At 53.8% G+C, this 26,070-nt stretch carries 20 protein-coding genes and 2 pseudogenes; 13 read left to right on the top strand and 9 right to left on the bottom strand.

The window, feature by feature from the left end; all coding sequences use genetic code 11:
• A pseudogene (locus L1D47_RS14260) lies at positions 1–888 on the bottom strand (IS4 family transposase); the annotation flags it as partial.
• Between the two features lie 116 nt (positions 889–1,004).
• Positions 1,005–1,435 (bottom strand): annotated as a pseudogene (locus tag L1D47_RS14255) (transposase); the annotation flags it as partial.
• A gap of 100 nt (positions 1,436–1,535) precedes the next feature.
• Here L1D47_RS14255 and L1D47_RS14250 point away from each other — a divergent pair.
• Complete coding sequence (locus L1D47_RS14250; RefSeq protein WP_239885743.1) at positions 1,536–2,114, top strand: thioredoxin family protein; 579 nt, start codon at positions 1,536–1,538, stop codon at positions 2,112–2,114.
• 114 nt (positions 2,115–2,228) lie between these two features.
• Here the strand turns inward: L1D47_RS14250 and yegQ are convergent, their stop codons facing one another.
• Positions 2,229–3,587, bottom strand: a complete 1,359-nt coding sequence (yegQ, locus tag L1D47_RS14245) for a tRNA 5-hydroxyuridine modification protein YegQ (protein ID WP_041509137.1) — start codon at positions 3,585–3,587, stop codon at positions 2,229–2,231.
• 291 nt (positions 3,588–3,878) lie between these two features.
• Between yegQ and L1D47_RS14240 the strand changes: the two genes are divergently transcribed.
• Positions 3,879–4,721 carry an HDOD domain-containing protein gene (locus L1D47_RS14240; protein WP_041509138.1) on the top strand — a complete coding sequence of 281 codons (843 nt, stop codon included), beginning with the start codon at positions 3,879–3,881 and terminating at the stop codon, positions 4,719–4,721.
• Between the two features lie 71 nt (positions 4,722–4,792).
• On the top strand, positions 4,793–6,289 hold the full coding sequence (locus tag L1D47_RS14235) for a bifunctional diguanylate cyclase/phosphodiesterase (protein WP_239885740.1): 1,497 nt from the start codon (positions 4,793–4,795) through the stop codon (positions 6,287–6,289).
• Positions 6,290–6,416: 127 nt separating this feature from the next.
• On the opposite strand, the gene L1D47_RS14230 is transcribed toward L1D47_RS14235, so the two are convergent.
• Together L1D47_RS14230 and L1D47_RS14225 are read right to left on the bottom strand one after the other, a co-directional pair.
• The gene (locus tag L1D47_RS14230; protein ID WP_041509140.1) at positions 6,417–6,857 is read right to left on the bottom strand and encodes a thioesterase family protein; all 441 of its coding nucleotides are present in this window, start codon (positions 6,855–6,857) and stop codon (positions 6,417–6,419) included.
• A gap of 366 nt (positions 6,858–7,223) precedes the next feature.
• Complete coding sequence (locus tag L1D47_RS14225; protein WP_239885738.1) at positions 7,224–8,033, bottom strand: transporter substrate-binding domain-containing protein; 810 nt, start codon at positions 8,031–8,033, stop codon at positions 7,224–7,226.
• Positions 8,034–8,358: 325 nt separating this feature from the next.
• Here L1D47_RS14225 and L1D47_RS14220 point away from each other — a divergent pair, with 325 nt between their 5' ends.
• The 5 genes from L1D47_RS14220 to L1D47_RS14195 all read left to right on the top strand — a co-directional run bounded on the left by L1D47_RS14220 (position 8,359) and on the right by L1D47_RS14195 (position 17,014).
• Positions 8,359–11,391, top strand: a complete 3,033-nt coding sequence (locus L1D47_RS14220; protein ID WP_239885737.1) for an EAL domain-containing protein — start codon at positions 8,359–8,361, stop codon at positions 11,389–11,391.
• An 84-nt stretch (positions 11,392–11,475) separates the two neighbouring features.
• Positions 11,476–12,771, top strand: coding sequence for a DEAD/DEAH box helicase (locus tag L1D47_RS14215; RefSeq protein ID WP_239885735.1), 1,296 nt, complete (start codon positions 11,476–11,478; stop codon positions 12,769–12,771).
• Between the two features lie 367 nt (positions 12,772–13,138).
• On the top strand, positions 13,139–14,146 hold the full coding sequence (locus L1D47_RS14205; RefSeq protein ID WP_239885733.1) for a GTP-binding protein: 1,008 nt from the start codon (positions 13,139–13,141) through the stop codon (positions 14,144–14,146).
• Between the two features lie 224 nt (positions 14,147–14,370).
• Positions 14,371–15,729 (top strand): MATE family efflux transporter, encoded by a 1,359-nt coding sequence (locus tag L1D47_RS14200; protein ID WP_239885731.1) that lies wholly within the window; start codon positions 14,371–14,373, stop codon positions 15,727–15,729.
• Between the two features lie 220 nt (positions 15,730–15,949).
• Positions 15,950–17,014 carry a TonB family protein gene (locus L1D47_RS14195; protein WP_239885729.1) on the top strand — a complete coding sequence of 355 codons (1,065 nt, stop codon included), beginning with the start codon at positions 15,950–15,952 and terminating at the stop codon, positions 17,012–17,014.
• A gap of 208 nt (positions 17,015–17,222) precedes the next feature.
• Here the strand turns inward: L1D47_RS14195 and nadK are convergent, their stop codons facing one another.
• Positions 17,223–18,101, bottom strand: coding sequence for an NAD(+) kinase (gene nadK, locus L1D47_RS14190; RefSeq protein WP_041509146.1), 879 nt, complete (start codon positions 18,099–18,101; stop codon positions 17,223–17,225).
• Between the two features lie 100 nt (positions 18,102–18,201).
• On the opposite strand from nadK, the gene grpE reads away from it, so the two are divergent.
• A complete protein-coding gene (gene grpE / locus L1D47_RS14185) occupies positions 18,202–18,819 on the top strand; it encodes a nucleotide exchange factor GrpE (protein ID WP_239885727.1) in 618 nt (205 codons plus the stop codon).
• 107 nt (positions 18,820–18,926) lie between these two features.
• Here the strand turns inward: grpE and dxs are convergent, their stop codons facing one another.
• From dxs to xseB, 3 genes are read right to left on the bottom strand one after another with little or no spacing between them, the layout of a single operon-like run.
• On the bottom strand, positions 18,927–20,795 hold the full coding sequence (dxs, locus tag L1D47_RS14180) for a 1-deoxy-D-xylulose-5-phosphate synthase (protein WP_239885724.1): 1,869 nt from the start codon (positions 20,793–20,795) through the stop codon (positions 18,927–18,929).
• A gap of 22 nt (positions 20,796–20,817) precedes the next feature.
• Entirely contained in the window at positions 20,818–21,699 is an 882-nt protein-coding gene (gene ispA / locus L1D47_RS14175; protein ID WP_239885722.1) for a (2E,6E)-farnesyl diphosphate synthase, read from the bottom strand.
• Positions 21,700–21,939 carry an exodeoxyribonuclease VII small subunit gene (xseB, locus tag L1D47_RS14170; protein ID WP_011866566.1) on the bottom strand — a complete coding sequence of 80 codons (240 nt, stop codon included), beginning with the start codon at positions 21,937–21,939 and terminating at the stop codon, positions 21,700–21,702.
• A gap of 395 nt (positions 21,940–22,334) precedes the next feature.
• On the opposite strand from xseB, the gene pomA reads away from it, so the two are divergent.
• The 4 genes from pomA to L1D47_RS14150 form a co-directional block, all read left to right on the top strand.
• The gene (gene pomA, locus L1D47_RS14165; RefSeq protein ID WP_041509150.1) at positions 22,335–23,102 is read left to right on the top strand and encodes a flagellar motor protein PomA; all 768 of its coding nucleotides are present in this window, start codon (positions 22,335–22,337) and stop codon (positions 23,100–23,102) included.
• A 4-nt stretch (positions 23,103–23,106) separates the two neighbouring features.
• The gene (locus L1D47_RS14160; RefSeq protein ID WP_041509151.1) at positions 23,107–24,051 is read left to right on the top strand and encodes a flagellar motor protein MotB; all 945 of its coding nucleotides are present in this window, start codon (positions 23,107–23,109) and stop codon (positions 24,049–24,051) included.
• Positions 24,052–24,290: 239 nt separating this feature from the next.
• Positions 24,291–25,748 carry a tRNA uracil 4-sulfurtransferase ThiI gene (thiI, locus tag L1D47_RS14155; RefSeq protein WP_239885721.1) on the top strand — a complete coding sequence of 486 codons (1,458 nt, stop codon included), beginning with the start codon at positions 24,291–24,293 and terminating at the stop codon, positions 25,746–25,748.
• Positions 25,749–25,942: 194 nt separating this feature from the next.
• Positions 25,943–26,070: transposase (locus L1D47_RS14150; RefSeq protein WP_239885742.1), on the top strand; the 128-nt coding region annotated here is incomplete at its 3' end.

The following is a 26,070-nucleotide window of genomic DNA, read 5'->3' as shown; positions in this document are numbered from 1 at the left end:
GCCCAAGGCTCTTTTGCCGTCAGCTCATAGGTCCATTGGGCGGTATGATGACAGTCGGTCGTCGTACTGCGCTGACCTTTACGTCCTTTACCTCGTGCCTTAAACAATACCATCTCACAGAGCAAAGGCTTCTTGACCGATAAGGCTACCCGACCAACATACTTGGCGCGGCTACTTGCTCTGGCATAGAGCGCTTTAAGTGAAAATTGACGGCCAAAGGGATGAAGGCGATAAACACTCAATCCTCTAGCCCGACCGAGCCAGTACCAACCAAGTTGCTCCACCTTTCTAAACCAGGGATTACGAAACCCTGCATCGGTGACTATCAGCGGGGTGACGTTTGCAGGTAACACCCTATGAAGCTCATTGAGAAACTGATTATGAGCAGTTTGMGTTCCTTGCAGCGCTAWGGGAAATGTTCGCTCATAAAGGGKGATTGAACGCCCCTTAATGGCGATAGAGGCCCTCAGGGCAATGAGTTCGCGCCCTTCACKCATATCAGACCAATCCACCAAAACAATGGGCATGGTGTGCTGTGTCAGTAACCACTTAGCATGCCATTGGTAGACCGCTAGTCTCTCGTGATGAAGATGATGGTTGCCGAGCAACCTGTCGATACGCTTAATCGAATGTTTGGTTTGCGCATGAGTTCCATCAATATGACGACCTAAAGCGGTCAATGTAAGACGGTCTGAATCAATGAGAGCCCGGCAGGCAACCATGAGGGTATTTAGACGCTTTTGGTGAATTTCGACCTAAAGCGGTCAATGTAAGACGGTCTGAATCAATGAGAGCCCGGCAGGCAACCATGAGGGTATTTAGACGCTTTTGGTGAATTTCTGGGCAATGTTGATAGAGGGATTGATGTAAGATAGTTAATGCTTGCACCTTGGAAGTCCGTGATTGTTTTTTGTTTGCGCTTAATCAGATCACATTCCAAGGTGTAAGTTCACTCTAATTTCATGATTTATCTCAAAGTTATCAGGGGATTCCTCAGTGCTGTGCAACTTTATCTGCTTCGAATCAATGGTGATAGGTCTGCTTCGCCAATACTTGTAACTGCTGCGGTGAATACTAAATACTGAACAAATCCGCTTTACGCTATGGCTCTTCCTGAGTTTCTCGACTAACGAGAACTGTTCAGTGAGTCTGACATCAAGAGAGCCGTAGCCTTTTTTAAAATGGTGTTCTCTTCTTCAATGCGGCGGATTTTCTTCTCCAGCTCACGGATCCGCTGTTGTTCGGGGGTGAGCGGTGCGCCTTTGGGTGATACGCCTTGCTGCTCCTGTCGAAGCTGGTTTACCCATTTACGCATGGCTGAATTACTCACGCCCATCGCGCTTGCAGCCTCAGTTATGCTGTATCCCTGTTTCGTTACCAGCTGCGCAGCTTCTAATTTGAACTCTGCACTGTATGTCGGTCTTGTGTTCTTCATTTCTACCACCTTTTCTCTGGAAGTGAGTCTATCACTTCGTCTATTCAGGTGGCCAAATTCACTATGCCACTACACTGCCCTAGGCCTGGTCTGGGTATTGATGCAGCAGTCTGACAATCAATACGTGCTTGTTGCGCTACTGCTGGTCTTGCTGCTGAGTCTGGGGTTATGGCTCACCGGACTATTCCAACAGACGGGGCGCCAAAGGCCGTGGTGGCCTCTGGTATTGGTGTTGATCATAACAGGCGGGACCCTGATGACTGTGTCTCCCGGCATGAGCGCCAAGGCGGCTAATTCGGCGAGCGCGGCTAATGCGATTGAGGCGGATGCCGAGACCTCAGGGGTTATGGCGTTCGATGAACAGGCTCTCTCGGCCCTGGTCAAAAAGCAGGATGTCTTCGTCTATTTCAGTGCCGACTGGTGCTTAACCTGCAAGGTGAATGAGAAGACGGCCATAGAGCGGCAGGCGACCCAGGCCGCTTTCGCCCGCAGCAACACGGCGGTGATGCTAGGCGACTGGACAGATGGCGATCCTGAGAACACCCGTTTCCTGGCAAAACATCAACGCTCTGGTGTGCCCTTATATCTCTGGTATCAAAAGGGAAATCTTGAGCCAAGGGGGCTACCGCAAGTATTAACCTCTTCGCTCTTGATTGAGCAAGCCACGGGAGCCGGGTGAGTTGTCGCTGTGGCAGACAGAGGGCGCGGCAATGAGCTAGACGCTTTTTCGTGAGTAAAAAAATAGCCCGAGATTCTCGGGCTATTTATTAGGTGTGTTTACGCTAGCTGGCACTTATGGGTGCGGCTGACGTGTGCTCTGCTCACCGGTGAGGTTACGCATCAAAATGGCGCGCTCAACCTCGACCTCGGCCGGTACCGGCAGATAAACGAAGTGCCCCGAACCTAGCCCCGCCTCGACGCTCTCGCCTTTGCGGTTTTCCAGGTGTTCTATGGTCAGGTTAATGTTGCCCTGAGGGGTCATCAGCTCGACGCTGTCACCGACGGAGAACTTGTTCTTCACGTCGATCTCGGCCATTCCCTTAGCGTTACGCTTACCGGTAAATTCGCCGACAAACTGCTGGGTATCGCTGATGGAGTAGCCGTAATCATAGTTCTGGTATTCGTCGTGTACGTGACGACGCAGGAAGCCCTCGGTGTAACCGCGATGCGCCAGTCCTTCGAGTTGGTACATGAGCGCCGGATTAAACTCGCGGCCGGCCGCGGCATCTTCGATCGCCTGGCGATAGAGCTGGGCGGTACGGGCCACATAGTAGAAGGACTTGGTACGGCCTTCGATCTTCAGTGAGTCTACGCCCATCTTGGTCAGACGTTCCACGTGCTGGATGGCGCGCAGATCCTTGGAGTTCATGATGTAGGTACCATGCTCATCTTCAAACGCCGGCATATATTCGCCTGGACGTCCCGCCTCTTGCAGCAAGACGATTTCGTTGCTTGGCGCACCTTCACCCAGGGTTGGGTTGTGCATCTGCACCTCAGGATTAACCGCCACAATGTCGCCAGTTTCTGTCTGCACCGCCTCATGGGCGTCGTACTTCCAGCGGCAGGCGTTGGTGCAGGTCCCCTGGTTAGGGTCGCGCTTGTTGATATAACCCGATAGCAGGCAGCGACCCGAGTAGGCCATGCAGAGCGCGCCGTGAACGAAGACCTCGAGTTCGATGTCTGGACAGCGCTGGCGTATCTCTTCGATCTCATCCAGTGACAGTTCGCGGGAGAGGATCACACGCTTGATCCCCTGTTGTTGCCAGAACTTGACCGAGGCCCAGTTGATGGCGTTGGCCTGCACCGACAGATGCACCGTCTGATCCGGGAAGGCCTCGCGCACCATCATGATAAGACCCGGGTCTGACATGATCAGCGCGTCGGGCTGCATGGCCACCACAGGCTCCATATCCTTGATATAGGTCTTGAGCTTAGTGTTGTGAGGGGCGATGTTGCTCACCACATAGAGTTTCTTGCCCAGGCTGTGGGCCTCTTGGATACCCGTTGCGAGGTTTTCCATCTTGAAATCGTTGTTTCTGACACGCAGGCTATATCTCGGTTGGCCCGCGTAGACCGCATCGGCGCCATATGCGAAGGCATAACGCATATTTTTTAGGGTCCCGGCAGGAGACAGCAGCTCAGGTTTAAACATCATTTCTCTCAATTAACAGGTATCGAACAAACTTGGGGCGGGCATTTTACTCAATGGGGCAAGGCTTATGCAAATTAGAAGTTGTTTATTTTATCGACAGTGCGCCATAGCCTAGGACAAAACCTGAGATGAAGGATAAAATTAAGCCAATTAATAACCAATAATCTGAAACTTAGCTAAAATTACACAAATTCTTAACTGGATGGACGATTTTTACCATCACGGTTAGCAAGAGTGCTGATATACTCTCTGGCAATATCAATATGGGCATAGGTTTATTAAGGAGTTTGCATGTCTAGCGAGCATCAACTACTGGTGGGGTTACTTAAAAAGTTAAAGGCAGATGCGCTGATCTTGCCAACTTTGCCCGAGGTAGCAATGCGCGTTCAGGAGGTGGTTTCCCGCCCCGACTCCAGCCCTAAGCAGGTGGCCGAAATTATCGGTCAGGATGCTGCCATCTCGGCCCGTATGATCAAGGTGGCCAACAGTGCCATGTATAGCCGTGGTATAAAGGCGGAAAACATCAATGCCGCGGTGACCCGTATCGGCCTGACACAGATCAAGGCGATCGCGACCTCTGTGGCCATGGAGCAGCTGTTCATCTCTACCAATGAGATGGTCTGGGAGGTGATGGACGAGGTGTGGCGTGCCTCTATCGAGGTGACCTCGGCGGCCTGCGCCCTGCTACTCAAGTATTCCAAGACCCACAAGGCTTGTGGGCTCAACTACGATACCCTGACCCTGGCGAGCCTGGTGCATAATATCGGTGCCTTGCCGGTATTGACCGAGGCCGAGGCCAATCCTCATCTGTTTACCAGCATAGAGCAACTCAGGGCGCTGGTGAGAAAGATGCAAGGACCACTCGGACGCGCGGTGCTCAAGAGCTGGGACTTCTCTCCCGAGGTGATGGAAGTGGTCGAGCGCTGGGCGGATCTTCCCTATCTGCCAGAGCAGGTGACCTATCTGGACTTCGTGCGTGCGGCGGCCTTCTATACGGGCGAACTGCGCGCCGGTCATGAGCTGGAAGAACGCCTGGATGTGTTCGTTAAGCGTGGTTTACCCGTGAGCCCAGAATATCTGGGATCGGATGAGTTTCTCGACAACTACCATTCGATTAAATTAAGTTATGAATAGATAAGGCCCGGTCGGCAGCGTCTGCCGATCCGTCTTGTCGTTTCTTTATCTATCAAAACATTAGGGATAGTGTGACGGCAACTGAGCTGATTTGGTTAATTGTTTATCTGATAGCAATCGGCATCGCTGGTATCATCTATTGGTACTGGCGTAGGCGCACTGAGCTCAAGTTTCTTAAACGTCTGGTGACTCAGCTGAGCCAGCAACATAAGGTGCGTCAGCCCCTCAATATTGCCAGCATTCCCTACCGCTATATCCCGCTATATGTGCAGCTGCAACACCTGCTGAAACAGCTGCCGCCACCCAAGGGGCGCGATAAGCTGACCGGACTGCTCAATCGTGTCGGCCTCAAGGCCAAACTGACCCGTAAGATGCCCCTCACTCAGGGGATGTTTGTGCTTATCGATATTCACCGCTTTCGCTATGTGAATGATCTCTTTGGTTTCTCCCTGGGAGACAAGTTGCTGCAGGCCCTGGCCGAGCGGCTGGCGCGGCGCATCGGCGACAAGGATATCCTGGCGCGGATGAATGAAGATGAGTTTCTGATCTATTTTCATACTCCCATGAGTGAAGCCGAGCTTGTCGTCTTTCAGCAGGGGCTGGCGCAGCCCATCAGCATCAAAGGCACAGTGATCAATTTACAGCTGCAACTTGGCTATCTCGACCTGTCCATGCACCACGCCGACGTCAGCCAGATGCTGCGCCGTCTGGACTTGGCATTGGTGCGGGCCAAGTCCGCCAGCAACTATATTGCCGCCTATCAGGAGGGAGACGATCGCAGTCAACACAGGCAGTTGACCATAGTCAGTTGTTTTCCCAAGGCGCTGGAGCAGAACGAGCTCTACCTGGTGTTTCAGCCCAAATATAATCTGGCCACCGGAGATTGTACCCATGCCGAGGCCCTGATCCGCTGGGACAGTTCAGTGCTTGGTCCCATCTCTCCGGGCGAGTTTATCCCGCTGCTGGAATACGCTGGGATGATCAGCTTGCTCAGTCAGTGGGTGATCGATCAGGTGTTGTTGCAACAGGTGCGCTGGCAGGAGAGTGATATTCGCCTGCAGCTGGCGATTAACCTGGCGATTGATGATCTGAGCGAGAAGCAATTGAGCGAGCGGATCATTAGCCGTCTAAAACAGCATGGGCTCAGCGCCCAGGTGTTGTCGATCGAGATCACCGAGAGCCAGCTGATGACAGACATGGTGCGCACAGTGGCCGTGTTGAATCGCCTCAAGCGCGCCGGGGTCAAGGTGGCCATAGATGACTTTGGTACCGGCCACTCTTCGCTGGCCTACCTCAAGCATCTGCCGGTGGACGAAGTTAAGATAGACAGGGCCTTTCTCACCGGGATCGAGTCCGATCCTCGGGCGCTGCATATCGTTCGCAGCGCCGTCGAGCTGGCCAAGGGGCTGGACTTTTCGGTGACCGTCGAGGGTGTCGAGCAGATGCCTGTGTTTGAGCTATTGCAAGAGATGGGGGTCGATAAGGTGCAGGGGGAGATCTATGCCAAACCGATGCGAGCGCCAGAGCTTGAGATGCACTGGCGTAAATTGAATCGACCGCTGGGCTAAGGTGGTTCAAAAGACCTAGGTTTTAATAAAGGCCCTTGGATTTAATAAAGCTCTAGATTTAATAAAGCGCTAGATTTAATAAAGCGCTAGATTTAATAAAGCGCTAGATTGAATACAGATCCAGATTTCAGAGATTGACGGTCTGGCTGAAGTGGCGACTGAGCTCCTCAATGAGGGGCGGCGTCATGGGGCAGAGCTGCCTCGCCTTATTCATACAGACCATTTCGATATGGGCGGTGACCGCTGGCTTGACGCCATTGGGTCGCCAGATCTCCTGCTGCCAGACGGTGCGATACTTGCTCTCGAAGTAGAAGCGAGTGCGTACATCCACTACGTCGGCAAACTCCACCCCTTCATGGCAGAGCATGTCGCTGCGATAGACGGCGAAGCCCAGGCCGTGTTGCTGCCAAAGCGCCGCTAATCGTTCGGCGCCGATCACATGTTCGCGGGCGCGCTCGAAGTATTTCAAAAAGTTGGGATGGTACACCACGCCGGAGAAGTCGGTATCTTCGTAGTAGATCTGCACCGGAAAGTGAAAGGTTGGGCTGAATTTATCGTCTGGCTTCATCTGGAGTCTGGGCTAAATAACGCTATATTAGGAGAGGCGCCAGCATAGCATATTCTGAGTCTGGCGCGGCACTTCTTGCTAGGGCCTGTTGATCTTTCAAGTTTAATTTTTGTTCAATCTAAACGCGTTTTGCGCGAGGCGAGAGCCATGAAGCATAGTTACTCTATGTGAATGGCGAACAACAAAGTGCAGCGCGCGTTTAGGTGAACCCGTTGGGCAGCGTTTGTAGGCCATTTCTACAGCGTTATCGCCAGTTTGTGTAGAAGACTACACGACACAGGCTCTGCCTTGTATAAATCGCCTTCAAACTGCTGCAAAAACAAACGGCAAAGATCAACAGGCCCTAGTGGGCGATTAGCTGGCGATCTACTTGCTGGCGATCGCCTGTAGGCTGTTCATTATGGACTGATAGCTGCCGTCTTGCTTGAGGGCCTTGAGGCCCTGATCCAGTTTGTCGGCAAATAGCTGAGCGTTGGGGCGCTGCTTGGAGAAGGCCACGTAGAGATCGCCTGTGTGGTTGTGTACGCTGCGGCTAATCACCTTGGCGACCCCCATCTGACCAAGGTATTGATTGGCCACCTCGTCGTACATGATGGCGGCATCGATGCGGTTGAGCAGCAAGAGGTTAATCAGCTGATTGTGGTTATCTACCTCGACTAGCCTGAGCTGCTTAAGCTGCGACAGCTCATCGCCATATTCATAGCCCTTGATGATGCCGACCAGCAGTCCCTGGGGCAGGTGCCATTTGTCTTCTGCCTGTAGCGGATGGGCATTATTTTGGTAGAAGGAGGCTGAGGTGGTAAACAGTGGCTCCTTGCCGAAGACAAAGGCCTCCTGAGTTTTGCGCTCCTTATGTAGACTAAAGACGCCATCGACTATGCCCTGTTTGGTCATCACGACACCGCGGGCATAGGAGACAACCAGACTATCGACGTCGACATTGCTCCGGGCAAAGGCCTGTTTGACTAGGCGGTGGGATAACCCCTTGCCATAGGGATCGGCAAAAGGGGCCCAGTTATCTTCGGCGGCCAGCTTGACCTTAAGCGGCGTCGACGGGCCATCGATAGAGGCTATATCCAGCTCTTGGCTGGTGGCGGTGAGGCTAAAAAGCGCCAGCATGAATATCAGGCCAGAGATGAGGTAATTGATTTGCCGAGATAAGATGGGGTGCAACATCAGATTCCTTGCAGCGGTCGCGTCCTTATTTTGCTCATAATAAGGGGTTTTCGAGGGAGATCAACCGCATTACTGCGGCAATCGGTTGGAATTTTGTAGCATGCTGGCTACATCTGTTCGCTCCCTAGGCGATTTGGACTGCAAGATGGATGTTAGACGGTGATTTGTATTGTAGGGCAAAGGCTTAGGGGGGAGCGCGAGAGGCTTTCAAAATCATTGGCTTATTATGATTTAGTGGGTATTTTTCTCGAGGCTTCTGCTACACTCTGAATGATGTTATCAGGTTGATAATAAAAAACTTAGCCCCGAGAAAATTAAAACTTGTATGAATCAAGATACGTTATTTTCGCTCTCTCAAAATGCCGCGCTCTTGTTGATTATGGTATTTATCTATGACGCGATACCGCGTCAGCAGCGTCGTGAGCATTTTCTGTTGTGGCGTCTCATCATCGGGATGATCATCGGCAGTGTGACCGTGCTGACCATGATGACCTCTTGGGAATATCAGCCTGGGGTATTTATCGACACCCGCTCCGTGGTGTTGGCCATCAGTGGCCTCTTTTTTGGTGGCCTTCCCACCTTCGTCGCCGCATCTGTAGCCTGTGCCTATCGCATGTTTCAGGGGGGAGAGGGCATGTTGGTGGGGGTGACAGTGATTGTGGTGTCGGCCCTGTTTGGTAGCCTGTGGCGTTACTATCGAAAGACCACCATCGCCGATCTCAATTTTCTCGAGCTGTATCTGTTTGGTTTCCTGCTGCACTTCTCGACCCTGTCGCTGCTGTTTATTCTTCCCTTCTCCATGTTTGTCGATCTCCTGCTGCAGATCGCCGCGCCTGTGATGTTGATCTTCCCCATCGTAACTGCCTTGCTGGGGATGTTATTGGCCAGACGCCTGGAGGTTGAGAGAGATGCCAAGATCCAGTTGCAGGACGATTTTATTTTTCGTTCCCAATTCAATGTCGGCAACATGGGGATCGCCATCACCTCGGTGGATCAGCATTGGGTCAAGGTCAATCCCCGCCTGTGCAAGATGCTCAAATACTCTGAGACTGAGCTGCTTAACCGTACCTGGAGCGAGCTGACCTATTTTGAAGATCTTAAGGCGGATATGGCCGAGTTTCAGCGCATGCTCAAGGGGGAGATTGATGCCTATGAGATGGACAAGCGCTTCGTCGCCAAGGACGGTGAGATAGTCTACACCCATCTCACGGTGGCCTGTCGCCGTAACCATAACGTGGTGGACATGGTGATTGCCGGGCTTATCGATATCACAGAGCACAAGCGGGCGGAGATGGCGATGCGCACCAGCCAGGAGCGTTTGACGCTGGTGCTGGAGAGTAGCGATCTCGGCATGTGGGACTGGGATATCAAGAGTAATGAGACCAGGCGTAACCCTTGGTGCGCCAAGGTGCTGGGGTGCGATCTCGATAAGCTTAGCAGCGATAGCCGCATCTGGGTCGATGCCATCCATCCCCAGGACAGGATGGCGGTGCTTAATTCCATCGACCGTCACCTCAAGGGGGAGACCCAGAAGCATTACATCGAATACCGGCTGATCAGCCTCAGCGGCGAAGAGCACTGGATGTTGGATACGGGTAAGGTGGTGAGTCGCGACCGTAATGGCCTGCCGACCCGTATGTGCGGCGTCCACTCGGACGTTACCGAGCAGAAGAAGGTGCAGGAATCGCTGGAGCTGGCAGCATCCGTGTATAACAACTCCAGTGAAGCCATGAGCGTGCAGGATCATAAGGGCAATATCATTACCATCAATGCCGCCTTTACCGCGATCACAGGTTATAACGAGGCGGAGGCGCTGGCCAAGAATATCCGGATATTGCAAAGCTCTCGCACCCCGAGGAGCCAGTACGATGAGATGAACCGCTCTATTCGCGACACCGGCTACTGGCAGGGAGAGCTGTGGATTAAGAGCAAGAACGGCGAAGAGTATATGGTCTGGTTGACCATCAACACCATCTTCGACCAACACGGTGGTGTGTATCGCCGGGTGGCACTGTTTTCAGATATTACCGAGAAGAAAGAGGCGGAACATATCATCTGGAAACAAGCTAACTACGATCCCCTGACTGGCCTGCCAAACCGGCGCATGTTGCTGGAATATCTCAATACTGAGATATTGCGTATCGACCGTAACCGAAGCCATTTTGCGCTGATGTTTCTCGATCTGGATTTCTTCAAGGAGGTCAACGACACCCTGGGCCACGACATGGGCGATCTGCTTTTGCAGGAGACGGCCAAACGCCTCAAGGGCTGTATCCGTGAGTCGGATGTGGTGGCGCGCCTGGGGGGCGATGAGTTTACCGTGGTGCTCTCGGGTATCGATTCACCCAGCGGCGTCGAGCGGGTGGCCCAGAGCATACTCGAGCGCATCGCCGAGCCTTATAGCCTGGAGGATGAGACAGCCTATATCAGCGCCAGCATCGGCATTACCATCTACCCAGATGATGCCACCAGTATCGAGGGGCTGCTCAAGCATGCGGATCAGGCCATGTACGCCGCCAAGGAGCAGGGACGCAACCGTTTCCATTACTTTACTCCTTCGATGCAGGAATATGCCCGTTATCGTATGGCGCTGATCAAAGATCTCCGCAATGCTATCAATCGTAAAGAGTTTGAGCTCTTCTACCAGCCTATCGTCGATATGGAGAAACAGCAGGTCTATAAGGCGGAGGCCCTGATCCGCTGGGTGCACCCCCAACGTGGTCTGGTCTCGCCGGGCGAGTTTATTCCCGTGGCGGAAGAGACTGGGCTGATCAACGACATAGGTAACTGGGTATTTGAGAAGGCTGCCCAGCAGAGCGCCCGCTGGCGAACCCAGTATGGGGTCGAGATCCAGATAAGCATCAACAAGTCGCCTATTCAGTTTAGGGACGAGGGAGATAGCTTCAGCGACTGGCTGGCACTGCTGCGGCATCTCGAGCTCTCCAGCAATGCCATCTGTGTCGAGATCACCGAAGGCCTGCTGCTGGACGCCTCGATGGGAGTGACCGACAAGTTGCTCTCCTATCGCGATGCCGGTATTCAGGTGTCTCTGGATGACTTTGGTACCGGCTATTCGTCGCTGGCCTACCTGAAGAAATTCGACATAGATTATCTCAAAATCGATCAGTCATTTACCCGTAACCTCGAGTCCGATAGCGATGGCGTGGCGCTGTGTGAGGCGATCATTGTCATGGCCCACAAGTTAGGGATCAAGGTGATAGCCGAAGGCGTCGAGACTCAGTTCCAGCACGACATTCTGGCCAAAGCGGGGTGTGATTTTGCCCAGGGCTACCTCTACTCCAAGCCGGTCTCGTTGCCGGAGTTTGAGCGCCGCTATGTTAATCCACCGGCGCACTAACCCTTGATGTGAAGATAGCGTTACCTTTATGGGGCGCTTTTTGCTAGACTCCGCGCTCACTTTTTGTCAGCTTGCAGGTTGCCCATGAACTTCGATGCCCTCCCGTTAGATCCCACCCTAGCCCAGGCGGCCGAGGCCTGCGGCTACACCAGCCTGACACAGGTTCAGGCCAAGGTGATCCCCTGCGCCCTTGGCGGGCGGGATCTGATGGCCTGCGCCCAGACGGGAACCGGCAAGACGGCGGCCTTTAGCTTCGTGTTGTTGCAGCGCCTGCTGAATCAACCCAGACGGCTTGGACAGCTCAGTGCCCTGGTGCTGACTCCAACACGGGAGCTGGCGATACAGGTGGCAGAGAGCATAGTTCGCTATAGCCAGTTCACCGAGCTGACGACCTTGGCCGTCTATGGCGGCGCCAACATCAACCCACAGCGTAAGGCTTTGGCGAAAGGGGTCGATATCCTGGTGGCCACGCCGGGGCGATTATTCGACCTATTGGGGCAACATGGGCTGAGCCTGGAGACGGTGGAACAGCTCATTGTCGATGAGGCGGATCGCATGTTCGATATGGGCTTCGTGAGAGATATCGAGCGAACCAAACGACTGCTCTGTGACACTCACTCGACCATGCTGTTCTCGGCAACCTTTACGCCGGAGGTGAAGGCGCTGGCCACTAAGATGCTGAATGAGCCTGAGTGGTTTAATGTGGCCTGCACAAGTGGCGGCCCGCAGATTGAGCAGAAGGTCTATCCCTTAGATGGCCGGCGTAAGGCTGAGCTGCTGGCGGAGCTTATCGGTCGCAATAATTGGCAGCAGGTGTTGGTTTTCGTCAACACCAAGGAGAGCGCCGAGCGGCTGCATCGCGAGCTGAAACTCGATGGCATTAAGAACGCCGTGTTTCATGGCGATAAGACCCAGGGCGCGCGCAATAGGGCGCTGGAGCAGTTTAAGGCGGGCGAGCTGCGGGTTCTGGTGGCGACCGATGTCGCCGCCCGCGGCCTGGATATCACCGCCTTGCCCCTAGTGATTAATCTGGAACTGCCGGACGAGCCCCAGGACTATGTGCATCGTATCGGCCGCACCGGCCGCGCCGGTCTCAGCGGGGTCAGCATCTCTTTCGTCGCCAAGCAAGATGAGGCCGCATTGGCAGAGGTCGAGGCCCTCATTGGCAAGACCTTGCCCCGGGAGGTGCAACCTGGATATGAACTGGGGGCGCCGCTACCGGCCAGGTATCACGAGCTCGACGCCGCCGTACAGCCTAAGGCCAATCAGTTTAAGAAAGGCAAGGGGCAGAAGTTTGGCGGACGGCATAGCAAGAACGCACAGAGTCGCGATAAAGCGAGGCGGCCATCAAATGGAAAGTCCTTCAAGGGCAAGCGCTAGGGCCTGTTGACCTTTTGAGAACAAGTTTTGTTCTAATTGAGCACGTTCAAATCGCGACAGGAGGCTTGGAGTATAGTTATTCTATATAAAAGCCGAGTAACAAAGCGTTGAACGTGCTCAAGACGAACCCTTCGGGCAGCTTTTGTAGGCCATTTCTACGGCGTTATCTCCCGTTCATGTAGATTAACTACACTACACAGGCTCTGCCTTGTATAAATCCCCAACAAAATGCTGCAAAAACAAACAGGAAAGGTCAACAGACCCTAGGCTGTTAGCTGGCTGCGCGCAACTTGGTTTGAATTAAAACCCTTTGCAATCTCAGGCGCGCACTCTACACTGGGGGCGATTTTTCAGTGTGGTGCCGCCAATGATCCTAAAGCCTATTCCTACCCATGTCGTCACTGGTTTTCTCGGTGTGGGCAAAACCAGTTTTATCCAGTATCTGCTCGCCCATAAGCCGGTGGGGGAAACCTGGGCCGTGCTGGTCAATGAATTTGGCGAGATAGGCATAGATGGCGAATTGCTCAGGGGCGAGGGCGGTGATGTGGCCATCAAGGAGGTGGCGGGGGGCTGTCTCTGCTGCGCTGCCGGGGTGCCCATTCAGGTGGCGGTCAATCAACTGATTGCCAAGGCCAAGCCGGATCGTCTGTTTATCGAGCCCACAGGCTTGGGCCATCCCAAGGCGATCGTCGAGACCCTGAGTCAGGGACATTTTCAGCAGGTGCTGTCGATGCGTGCCAGTCTCTGCCTGGTAGACCCCAGAAAACTCAACGACCCGCGTTATCTTGAGAGTGAACTGTTTACCCAGCAGCTTCACATCGCCGACCTTATCCTGGCCAACAAGATGGATCTGGCGAGTGACGATGACGTTAAGCGGCTAGAGGCTTACCTGACGCAGCAAGCGATCAAAGCCGAGGTCATGCCTGTGCAGGTGTCAAAGCTGCTCTTGGAAAATGACGCCGCCTTATATCAATCTCTTAATCTGCACTATTTTCAGCGGCCCACTGCCTGGCGTGCCCAGATGCCAGCAAGGCAAACATTAGGAGCTAGTCTGACTGGCGCGCTGCAAAGGCCTACTTTGCCCTTCGAAGAGGCGCCCGAGGCACAAACTCTGCAATTCGACGAGCAGGGGATCTACCGCGCCAGTAATCAACATGAAGGACGATATACCCTGGGCTGGGTGTTCGACTATCGCTACGAGTTTGATTTTGAGGCGCTGGTGGCCTGGGTAAAACAACAGGGTTATTTACGCCTCAAGGCGGTGATGATAACAGATGAAGGGATCGCGGCCTTGCTTGCTCTGCGTGTGCTTAAAGTGGATAGATGCAAGGCACAGTTTGCAGCGAATGGCCCTAGTCCTTCGCAAGAACTGTAACGCAGCAAATACCGCAGTAAGCCTCGCCCTGCGGGGCTTTGATAGCAACACCATTTCGGCGTTATTCAACTTCAGCAGGCCTCGGCATGCCCTCAGTTGAATGCCTTGAACTGTCGCTGCTATCAAAGCCAGAGCTGTGCGACGACTTGTTCGCACCTTCCCTAAACGCCTGGCTATCTGATATCTTCGCTCTCCAATAGTCGTTTCTGTGTCGATTTAATACCATGTCTGAGAGTCATGTCGTCTCCGGGAGTGATGCGCACTCCGATCTAGCCACAGCCCCCATTCCTAAATTGGTGTGGCGCTACGCCATTCCCACCATACTCTCCATGGTGGTGACCGGCGTCTATGTGGCCATCGACGGCATGTTTGTCGGCCACTATCTTGGCGAGGTGGGCCTGGCCGGTATGATGCTGGCCTATCCCGTCGGCGCGATACTCTATGCGGTAGGTGCGTTAATTGGCATGGGCGCCGCCTCGCTGGTATCGATCAACCTAGGGCTAAAAGATGTGGCCCGGGCGCGGCACCTGCTGGGCAATGCCTTCACCCTGTGTCTCTTGGCTGGCACAGGCCTGGCCTTGCTCGGCACCCATTGGAGCCAGACGGTACTCATTTGGCTCGGCGCCGAGGGAGAGGTGCTGGCCAGCGCCGAGCAGTATCTATTCTGGTATTTTGCGCTCGGGGTCTTTCCCGTGTTGGCAATCGCCTTTACCGCCTTGCTGCGTAACGATGGCCGTCCCGGTTTCGTTACCCTTGTCCTCATCCTCTCCGGATGTCTGAATGTCCTGCTGGATTGGTTGCTGATCGTAGTCTTCCCATACGGTCTCGCGGGCGCCGCCATCGCCACCATGATATGTCAGGCCTTTACGGCGCTCGCCTGTCTGCAGCATTTCTTCACCAAGCGGACCCGCCTGGGGATCGACTGGCAGCAGATGCGGCTGAATCTGGATCATTGCAGCAATATCCTCAGGGTCGGTGTGCCGAGCTTCTTGATGAACCTCTATCTGTCTATCGTCCTGACCCTGCACAACATGGCGTTTCTCCGGGTCGGCGGTCCCATCCATGTGGCGGCCTATGGGGTCGTCAGTTACGCCGAGGCCTTGTTTTATCTGATCTTCGAGGGGATCGCCTTCGGCACCCAGCCCCTGTTTAGTTTCAATACCGGGGCCAAGCGGTTCGATCGGGTGTTCGAGACCCTGAGGCTGGTGATCATCATGACATTAGCGACCGCGCTGGCGGGGGTTGCCTTCATCTACTGGGCGCCTGAATATCTGGTCTACATCTTCGCCGGTGACAATTCCGAACTGACACCGGTGGCGACAGAGGGGATGCGTCTCTACTTCTGGGGACTGCCGTTTGAGGGGCTGATTCTGGTCGGGGCAGCCTTCTTCCAGGCCATCAATCGCTCCAGGGAGGCCTCGATATTGACAGGTAGCAAGCTGGTGTTGATTGCCATGGTGCTCTATCTATTTGCCTGGCTCTTCGGCGTCACCGGTGTGTGGATCTCCCTCGCCAGCTGCTCCTTACTCCTGACTGTCTGGATGATTTACGCTTTAACTAGGCTTTCCAAGGATTTAAACTAGGTTTTCCAAGGGATTAAGTTAAGCAAGTAATTTAAGTTGGCGTAGATTCCTGTTACCCTAGAGGGGATTTTAGTTGGCCAGCCACGAGTCGATACACAGGGTGTGCCAAGGCGGGCGTATCCTAACTGTGTTAGGCAAGGCTATTTCTGGCAGCTAATTTTTCTAAGCCATTCTCGGTAAGAGAAGGCCTCAGTATCACAAATAAGGATATTTGTTCACTATGAAGAAGTCGTTATCAGGTCTTGCCCTGATGTTGTGCGCGCAGTTTGCCGCGCCTCTTTGTGTCGCCTCCCCCTTTAGCGAAAGCTACGCCGCCTATCAGCAGGCACTGGCGCGACAAGACAAAGCTCAGGTGGCGCTTACCGCCGCCAAAGCCTATGATTTGGGCCAGGGCTATTTCGAGTCCGACAGTATCGATCTGGTTAATCTCGAGCTTAATCTGGCCACCGCGCTACAGGAAAATGGCGATACCCAGGCCGCGCACAAGCATTTCGATAATGTCATTCAGGTCTACCGAAAACACTTCGGCCGCGATGCCATCGAGCTTGTCGATCCGTTAATTGGCGCCGCCCAGACCATGGAGGCGTCAAAAGAGAAGGTGGATCTGTTTAAACAGGCGATCTCCATCGCACAGGATGCCGACAAGCCTTTGCTGCTGGCCGAGGTGAAGATGTTGACCTTCCATGGTTTAGCCTCGACCCGCTTTTATACCCGGGATATACGTGACGAGGCGCTGGAAGCCTATGAGATCTATCGTCACGAGATGCCGGCCGATGCGATGGCAAGGCTCAAGGCCACCTATTATGTGGGCATGATCAAGGCGGCAGAGAAGAAGTACGATAGGGCCATCCCCCTGCTGGAGGAGGTGATCAAGCAATTCTCAGTGCTCGATTTTAGCCACCCCTACAAACTGGCCGCCCATGCCCGTCTGGTGGAGATTTTTGAGGCCGAAGGCGAGAGTGATAAGTCGACCCAGCATTGTGTGGCGATTGGCAGCATGAAGCCCTGGTCCGATGAACAGGAGCAGTCCCCCCTCTATCGGGAAGCGCCAAAGTATCCTATCTCCTATGCCAGAGATCGCCGGGAGGGCTGGACCCAGATGTCCTTTACCGTGGATGAGCAGGGATTCGTGCGGGATCCTGTGGTGTTGGCCTCGGAGGGTGGGCAGCAGTTTACCCGCGAGTCGCTAAAGGCCATTAAGCGCTGGCGCTACGCGCCTAAATTTGTCGACGGCAAGCCTGTACCGGCTGAGGTCAGTGTGCAGCTGGACTATAGAGTTAAATAACAAAAAGCCCGCGAATATGCGGGCTTTTTAATGCAACATTGACCTTATACCAATCGTAATAAACAATTGATCATTCTCGCTTGTTAAAACGCTCGATAACTGTATTAGTATTTTTAATTGTAGAATAACTACTTATCTAAAAATCCTGCTTTGTTCTCAAGCGTTTTTCCCTGCGCTATTTCTGAGCACATATTTACTGTGATTGGTATTAAAACAGTTTGCTGCCCCAGCCTAGTTTATTTCTCAACACGTGGAAGTAGTTGTAGCCCTTGGGGTGGATCAGTCTTAGTCGCTCTTTGCTGCGCCTCACTATGATCTCATCTCCCGGCAAGACGGGTAGGGTAACGTGACCATCACAGCTGACCTCTAGCGCATCGCCGTTGTCTGGCGACACCACCAGCTTGATGATGCTGCAGGCGTCGACCACGATTGGGCGGCAGGAGAGGGTATGGGGAAACATGGGCACCAGGATCAAGGCTTCCAGATTTGGCGTCAGGATGGCCCCGCCGGCCGACAGCGAGTAGGCGGTCGACCCTGTTGGGGTGGAGACTATCATGCCGTCGGCGCGTTGGCTGTACATGAACTTGTCATCGATATAGACCTCAAACTCGATCATGTGGGCAATCTTTCCCGGGTGGAGCACCGCCTCGTTGACCGCGGTATTGCTCGACTTCATCTCGCCGTGTCTGTGCACCTCTGATTCCAGCAGGAACCTGTGCTCCGTCTCATACTCGCCCTGGAGTACCTTGCCCAGCGCTTCTTCGAAGGTGTCAGGGGGCAGGTCGGTGAGAAAGCCCAGGTTGCCGCGGTTAACGCCTATTACCCCAACGTCGAAGCGGGCTAGCACGCGTGCGGCGCCCAGCATATTACCGTCACCCCCTACTACTATGGCCAGATCGCAATGTTCGCCAATCTGCAGCAGATCCACCGATTTCACCTGTGGCCCTATCTCGCCGGCAACGCGCTCTTCGACATAAACCTCATATGACTGCATGGTCAACCAGTGGTGCAGACGTTTTAGGGTCTTATGGGTCCCAGAGTGATGGGGTTTGCCGATTAAGCCGATTGTGTGAAACGCTTTGGTCATATTTCTGTTTGATCCATGCCTTAGGGCTTGAAACCTCAAATTTGATCCCCATAATATGCCCAGAGCATGCAGAAACAAAGCATTTTTAGCTGGAGTAACAATGAGCAAAGAGTCAAACAAAGCCCAAGAACCACAGATTGAAGAAACCGAAGCTGTAGAAGTTGAAACCGAGGTGGTTGAAGATGCAGCCAGTTTGATGGACGAACTTACCCAAGCTAATTTCCGTGTTGAAGAGCTGGAGCAAGCCCTGGCCGTCGCCGAGGCTAAGGTGGAAGAGCAGAAAGATTCTGTTGTCCGTGCCGCCGCCGAGGTAGAAAACGTGCGTCGCCGTGCGGCGCTCGATGTCGAGAAGGCGCACAAGTTTGCCCTGGAAAAGTTTGCCAACGAGCTGCTACCCGTTATCGACAACATGGAACGTGCCCTGCAAGGCACCAGCAGTGAAGATGAGGCCACCAAGGCAATCTACGAAGGGGTTGAGTTGACACTGAAGAGCTTCACCAGCGCGGTTGAAAAGTTTGGTCTGACGCAGGTCGATCCTCAGGGTGAAGCCTTTAACCCGGATCATCACCAGGCGATCGGTATGCAGCCTAGCGAAGAGTTCCCGGCCAATACCGTGATGATGGTGATGCAAAAAGGTTATATGCTCAACGAGCGTCTGTTGCGTCCAGCCATGGTGATGGTGTCTCAGGGCGGCGCCAGCGTCGATACTCAGGCGTAAGCTCGCCAACGTAAGCTAGTTAACGCAAGCTAGCTAACGTAAGCCAGCCCATTAGCAAATAAAAAAGGCCTCATATTGAGGCCTTTTTTATTATCTACAGTTAGCGCTTAATCCGCCAGATAGGCTTGGATCTGCGCCTCGATGCCTGGGCCGTCCAGTTGTAGCTCGGCCAGGATCTCGCCGCACTCACCATGCTTGATAAACTCATCGGGCAGGCCGATGTTGAGCACAGGCATAGGCAGCTTAAGCTGCTGTAGCAGTTCTAGCACGCCTGAGCCGGCGCCGCCCATGATGGCGTTCTCTTCTACCGTCACCAGTAGATCATGGCTGGCGGCCAGTTGTTTCACCAGCTCCACATCTAGCGGCTTAACGAAGCGCATGTCGGCCAGGGTGGCATCGAGTGCCTCGGCTGCCTGACTCGCTGCGGCGAGCGTGGTACCGAAGTTAAGGATGGCAATCTTCTTGCCTTCATGCTTGATGAGGCCCTTGCCTATCTCATAGGCGGTCATGGTTTCTACCTGAGGCTCGCCGGTGGCGCTGCCACGTGGGTAACGGATCGCCGTCGGTCCCTCGTTGTAGCAGTAACCTGTGTAGAGCATCTGGCGACACTCGTTCTCATCCGATGGCGCCATGATCACCATATTGGGAATGGCGCGCATATAGCTGAGATCGAAGGCGCCCTGGTGGGTCGGGCCGTCTGGACCGACGATGCCGCCACGGTCGATGGCGAAGATCACCGGCAGTTTCTGCAACGCCACGTCGTGGATCAGCTGATCATAGCCGCGCTGCAGGAAGGTAGAGTAGATCGCCAGTACCGGCTTATAACCCTCACAGGCAAAGCCTGCCGCGAGTGTCACCGCATGTTGTTCGGCGATGGCCGCATCGAAATACTGTTTCGGGAAGCGCTGTGAGAACTCTACCATGCCTGAACCTTCACGCATGGCCGGGGTGATCCCGAGCACCTTCTCATCCTTCTCTGCCATGTCACATAGCCAGCGACCGAACACCTGAGAGAAGGTGGGGTTAGCCGGTTTGGCGGCGGGCTTGGCGAAGGTCGATGGATCGAACTTAGGCACGGCGTGCCAGCCGATGGGGTCTTTCTCCGCCGGCTCATAACCGCGTCCCTTCTTGGTCATGATGTGCAATATCTGCGGGCCAGAGAGGTTACGCATGTTGCGCAGGGTCTCGACCAGTGCATCCACATCGTGGCCATCGATAGGGCCGATATAGTTAAAGCCCAGCTCCTCAAACATGGTGCCGGGGACGACCATGCCTTTGAGATGCTCCTCGGTGCGCTTGGCCATCTCTTTGATGACAGGCATCCCCTTGAGCACCTTCTTGCTGTTCTCGCGGATCGTAGTGTAGAGACGACCGGACATCAGCTGTGCCAGGTGATTGTTCAGCGCGCCGACGTTCTCGGAGATCGACATCTCGTTGTCATTGAGCACCACTAACATGTCGTTATGCAGATCGCCGGCGTGGTTCATGGCTTCAAATACCATGCCGCCTGTCATGGCGCCATCGCCGATAACGGCCACCACCTTGCGTCCCGCCTGTTCCTTCTCGGCGGCAACGGCCATGGCCAGCGCCGCACTGACGGAGGTGCCAGAGTGGCCGACGCTGAAGGTGTCATACTCGCTCTCTTCGCGCCAAGGGAAGGGGTGAATACCGCCTTTCTGACGTATGGTCGGCATCTTGTCCCGGCGACCCGTAAGGATCTTATGGGGGTAGGCCTGGTGGCCCACGTCCCAGATCAAGCGATCGAATGGCGTGTTGTAGACATAGTGCAGGGCAACCGTCAGCTCGACCGTGCCCAGGCCAGAGGCAAAGTGGCCACTGGAGATGCCTACCGACTGTAGGAGATAACTTCTGAGTTCGTCAGCAAGTTTTGGTAGTACACCCTGGGGAAGCTGTCTTAATTCATCTGGGGTGTCGGCCTGTGCCAGCACAGGGTATTTCGTAATATCCAAACTCATAGCGAGATTCTTTGGCTCTTTATTATACTCTTCGCTCTATGATGAAACGGGCGAATTCGGCAATTAACTGGCTATTGTATGGTAATTTAGCCAGCGCTGATAGGGCGTCTTCGATCAAACTTTTCGCGGTCGCTTGGGCCCCGGATAAACCGAGTAGTTTCGGATAGGTACTCTTGTTCGATTCACAGTCAGAGCCCTGGGGTTTCCCCAGCTCTTCGGTGCTGGCGATAATGTCCAGCACGTCGTCTTGTACCTGGAAGGCGAGACCGATGGCTTCGGCAAAGGTTATCAGATGGCTTGCCTGCTCATCTGTGACCTCGGCAGCAATGATAGGTAATTCCACTGCACAGCGGATCAAGGCGCCGGTTTTTAATCTGTGTAACCGCTTTAGGGTCTCGAGATCTATCTGTTTGTCGGTGGCGTTAAGGTCCATCGCCTGACCACCGCACATGCCGCCGTAACCAGATGCCTTAGCAAGGGCACGCACCATGGCCAGTTGTTGATTGGCGGTCAGCTCGCTGCCTTCCTGACTGATGATCTCGAAGGCCAAGGTCTGCAGGGCATCGCCGGCCAGTATGGCGGTCGCCTCGTCGAAGGCGATATGCACGGTTGGCTGGCCGCGGCGCAGGGCATCGTCGTCCATGGCCGGTAGATCGTCATGGATCAGCGAGTAGGCATGGATACACTCGATGGCGGCTGCGCAGGCATCTAGCCTTTCAAGGGGCACACCCAGCATCTCACCGACGGCATAGACCAGAAAGGGGCGAATACGCTTGCCGCCAATCAGGGCGCCGTGTGTCATGGCGGCCTTGAGTTGTGGCTCGGTATCGTCTTGTGCATTGATAAAATGGCGCAGCTGGCCGTCGACGCGCTGCTGGTATCGCGTTATCGCTTCATTTAGCAATTATTCGCCCTCTGGCAGATAGGGTTGCAAGCTGGGTTGATCTTGTTCCTGGGTCAAGATAGAGACTTTCTGTTGGGCCTGTTCGAGTTTGCCTTGGCTGTTTCTGACCAGATTGATGCCGCGCTCAAATTGTTTGAGGGCGTCATCCAGAGAGACATCGCCCTGTTCCAGGCTGGTGACGATGTTTTCTAATTCTGTGAGTGACTCTTCGAAGGTCAGGTTTTCAGGTTTTTTGGCCACGGTGATTTTCCCAAGAATTTAGCGACAGACAAAGTATCTCAGTCAACCCTAGGGGTCAAATTGCGCTGTCGTATATTTGTGCAATAGCACGCTTTAAGGAGGTTTTTTTATAAAAAATTGAATTTGTAGCTAAACTTGCGTGTAAGCTGTCCGATAATTGAATTAGAACAATACTCAATTTTGTCAGATATTATATCGTAAACTCCTGTCCGCGGTTAGGCGAAATACCGTCTAATTGACGACTTTTGTGTCGTCGCTCAGGGGCGAGGAGATGCCTTTCATTGCAAGAATGAGTAGAGTAGAGACCTGTCTCGAGATGATTATGGTGTTGACTGAGAGCTTGATCCCTAGGTCAAGGTATTAGCAACGGCCGATACTGTATATGAGGAAGAGTTGTGGATTTAGCGACCCTGATAGGCCTGATTGGTGCATTTGGTTTTATTATCGGAGCTATGGTCAGCAGTGGTGGTATCGCCATCTTTGTTGATGTGCCCTCTGTGCTTATCGTAATGATAGGCTCTTTGTTTGTGGTGATGATGAAATTTAACCTCAAGCAGTTCCTCGGTGCGGTCAAGATCGCCGCCAAAGCCTTCATGTTCAAGATAGATAAGCCCGACGAGTTGATCGAGCAATCGGTCACCATGGCCGATGCGGCGCGTAAGGGGGGCTTTCTGGCGCTGGAAGAGGCGGAGATCAGCAACAGCTTCATGCAGAAAGCGGTCGATATGTTGGTGGACGGCCATGACGGTGATGTGGTGCGCGAAGCCCTAGAGAAAGATATCGCCCTGACCGAAGAGCGCCACAAGACCGGCATCAGCATCTTCAAGGCGCTGGGTGATGTAGCCCCCGCCATGGGGATGATAGGTACCCTGATTGGTCTGGTGGCCATGTTGTCGAACATGGACGACCCTAAATCTATCGGCCCGGCGATGGCGGTGGCCTTGTTAACCACTCTCTATGGCGCCATTATTGCCAACATGATCGCCTTGCCGATCGCCGATAAACTCTCGCTACGCATGGGGGAGGAGATGCTCAATCGCAACCTGATCATGGATGCGGTGCTCGCCATTCAAGACGGACAAAACCCTAGGGTCATCGAGGGTTTCTTAAAGAATTATCTCTCGGAGAAACTGCGGAATATAGACACGACGGACGGGGAATAGCCAGATGGCTAAGAAGGTCAAATGCGATTGTCCGCCCGCCGGGGCGCCCATGTGGTTGGCAACCTTTGCCGACCTCATGTCGCTATTGATGTGTTTCTTCGTGCTGCTGCTGGCCTTCTCCGAGATGGACGTGATGAAGTTCAAGCAGATCGCCGGTTCGATGAAGTATGCCTTCGGTGTACAAAATAAGGTTGAAGTCAAAGATATCCCCAAGGGCACCTCGGTGATCGCCCTGGAGTTTCGTCCGGGTAAACCCGAGCCTACACCCATTGAGATCATCAATCAGCAGACCAATGAGATGACTGAGCCCACCATCGAGGTGCAGGCCGGTGACGACGATAGCGCCGGCGGCGTGCAGCAGCAACGCGGCGAACAGCGTGGCGGTGAGGCTTCCTCTACCGCGCAGGAAGAGGCGGATGCTGAGGCTCAGGCCAAGCAGGAGAAACAGGATGCGGCGTCTCAGGATCAGATTAACGATCAGGTGAAGAAGATGGCTCAGGAGCTCAACAAGGAGATCATCGATGGCGCGATTGAGATCGAGTCTCTGGGGCAGCAGATCATCATTCGCATCCGTGAAAAGGGCGCTTTCTCATCCGGTTCTGGCTTCCTACAGCCTAGGTTTAAGCCGGTGATCCGCCGCGTAGGGGAGCTATTAAAGGATGTGCCGGGGATCATTACCGTCTCGGGTCACACGGATGATATGAATATCAGTAACGAGCTCTACAGCTCGAACTGGGATCTCTCCAGCAAACGCGCCGTGGCCGTGGCCCATGAGCTGGTGCGTGTGCCAGGATTTGATCAGCAGCGCATGAAGGTGGTTGGCATGGCCAATACCGCACCGCTGGTCGCCAATGATTCCGCCGCCAACCGGGCCCGTAACCGCAGGGTTGAGATCGCCATCGAGCAGGGTAAGGCCAAGGAGTCAGATGAGATCTTGGTCGGCCAATAGCCGCATTTAATGGTTAAGCTCCATCCATCAATAAAAGTCCACTTAGGTGGACTTTTTTGCTTCTAGCGGTGCAGGCGTGTGACCTGTGCTATGGGGATAATCTCAATTTGGACAAATTATGCTCATCTTTGGGATTGGTGGCATAAAATCCTTGCCGAGTCGCTGATTTATGGGCATTTGTGGACCGGCCTTGGTATAATGGCTAAATTGCTGTTTAAAATTATTCCCGCGGAACGCCCATGAAATTTATCGTAAAACTCTTTCCTGAAATCATGATGAAAAGCAAACCGGTAAGAATGCGTTTTACCAAGATGCTTGAAACCAATATCCGTAACGTGCTGCGCAAGGTCGATGAAGAGGCCAGGGTACAGCGCCAGTGGGATAAGATCATGGTCAGGGTGCCAGAAGACAAGCCAGAGATGATAGCGCGTTACGCCGAGCGTCTCGCCTGTATTCCGGGTATCGCCCATGTGCTGCAGGTGCGTGAGAGTACCTTCGAGTCGGTGGACGATATTTACCAGCAGACGCTGGCACTCTATAAAGAAGAGCTCGCCGATAAGACCTTCTGCGTGCGCGTTAAGCGTAGCGGAAAGCATGAGTTTAACTCTATCGAGGTGGAGCGTTATGTGGGCGGCGGACTCAATCAGTTTACCGAGGCGGCTGGCGTCAGGCTGAAGAACCCCGACATGACGGTCAACCTGGAGATAGATAACGAGCATCTCTACTTGGTGGAGAAGCGCATCGAGGGTCTGGGCGGTTTCCCTATGGCGACCCAGGAAGATGTGCTGTCGCTGATCTCTGGTGGCTTCGACTCTGGCGTCTCTAGCTTCCAGTTTATCAAGCGCGGCTCTCGCACCCATTACTGTTTCTTTAACCTGGGCGGCGATCAGCACGAGATAGGCGTTAAGCAGGTTGCCTATCATCTGTGGCAGAAATACGGCGAGTCGCACAAGGTGAAGTTTATCTCTGTGCCGTTCGATCCTGTGGTGCAGGAGATCCTAGAGAAGATAGATAACGGCCAGATGGGCGTTATCCTCAAGCGCATGATGATGCGTGCCGCCAGCCGTATCGCCGAGAAGATGGGGATCCAGGCGCTGGTAACCGGTGAGGCCATGGGCCAGGTTTCCAGCCAGACCCTGACCAACCTGAATGTGATCGATCGCAGCACCGACATGCTGATTCTGCGTCCACTGATCGTGATGGACAAGCAAGATATCATCAACATGAGCCGTGAGATCGGTACCGAAGACTTTGCCAAGTCGATCCCCGAATATTGCGGCGTGATCTCGCAGAAGCCGACGGTGAAGGCGGTGATGGGTAAGATCCTGGCCGAGGAGGAGAAGTTCTCCGAAGACTTGATCGACCGCGTGGTCGAGGCGGCCGAGGTGATCGACATTCGCGACATCGCCGTTAGCATGGATACCAAGATCACCGAGACTGAGACGGTCGATGCGGTCACGGGTGGTGAAGTGGTGGTGGACATCCGCTCGCCGGAAGAGGAGGAGCAGAGCCCGCTTGACCTTAATGGTATCGAGGTGAAGTGTATTCCTTTCTTTAAGTTGGCCACCCAGTTTGCCGATCTTGATAAAGAGAAGACCTATCTGCTTTATTGCGACAGAGGCGTCATGAGCAAGCTACAGGCGCTTTATCTGCAAGAGCAGGGTTATCACAATGTGAAGGTCTATCGGCCCGCATAAGCGCCTCGAAGCGGTTTTCTCGAAAAGAGAGTTAAGGATTTAGATAAAGGCTGCCATAAGGCGGCCTTTTTTATTGTCATTCTAAAACCACCTCCTATGGAGGTGGTGAACGTCCGATTTAGGCTATGCCTGAAGGTTGCTCATGCTAAATACTGACTTTGTTTGTAACCAGCAAATAAAGAGAGGTAAATAGCATGAGCAGATACGAGTCAGCGTCGCATGTTTTCTACAGGTGCCAATATCACATAGTTTGGACTCCAAAGTATAGATATAGGATCCTAAAAGGAAACGTGGGGAAAGAGGTTCATCGGAGTATCTTTAT

This window comes from Shewanella sp. Isolate7 (assembly GCF_022398425.1).
GTDB lineage: Bacteria > Pseudomonadota > Gammaproteobacteria > Enterobacterales > Shewanellaceae > Shewanella.
The sequence above is the reverse complement of the archived record's forward strand: the minus strand, read 5'-3'. Positions and strand labels throughout refer to the sequence as shown.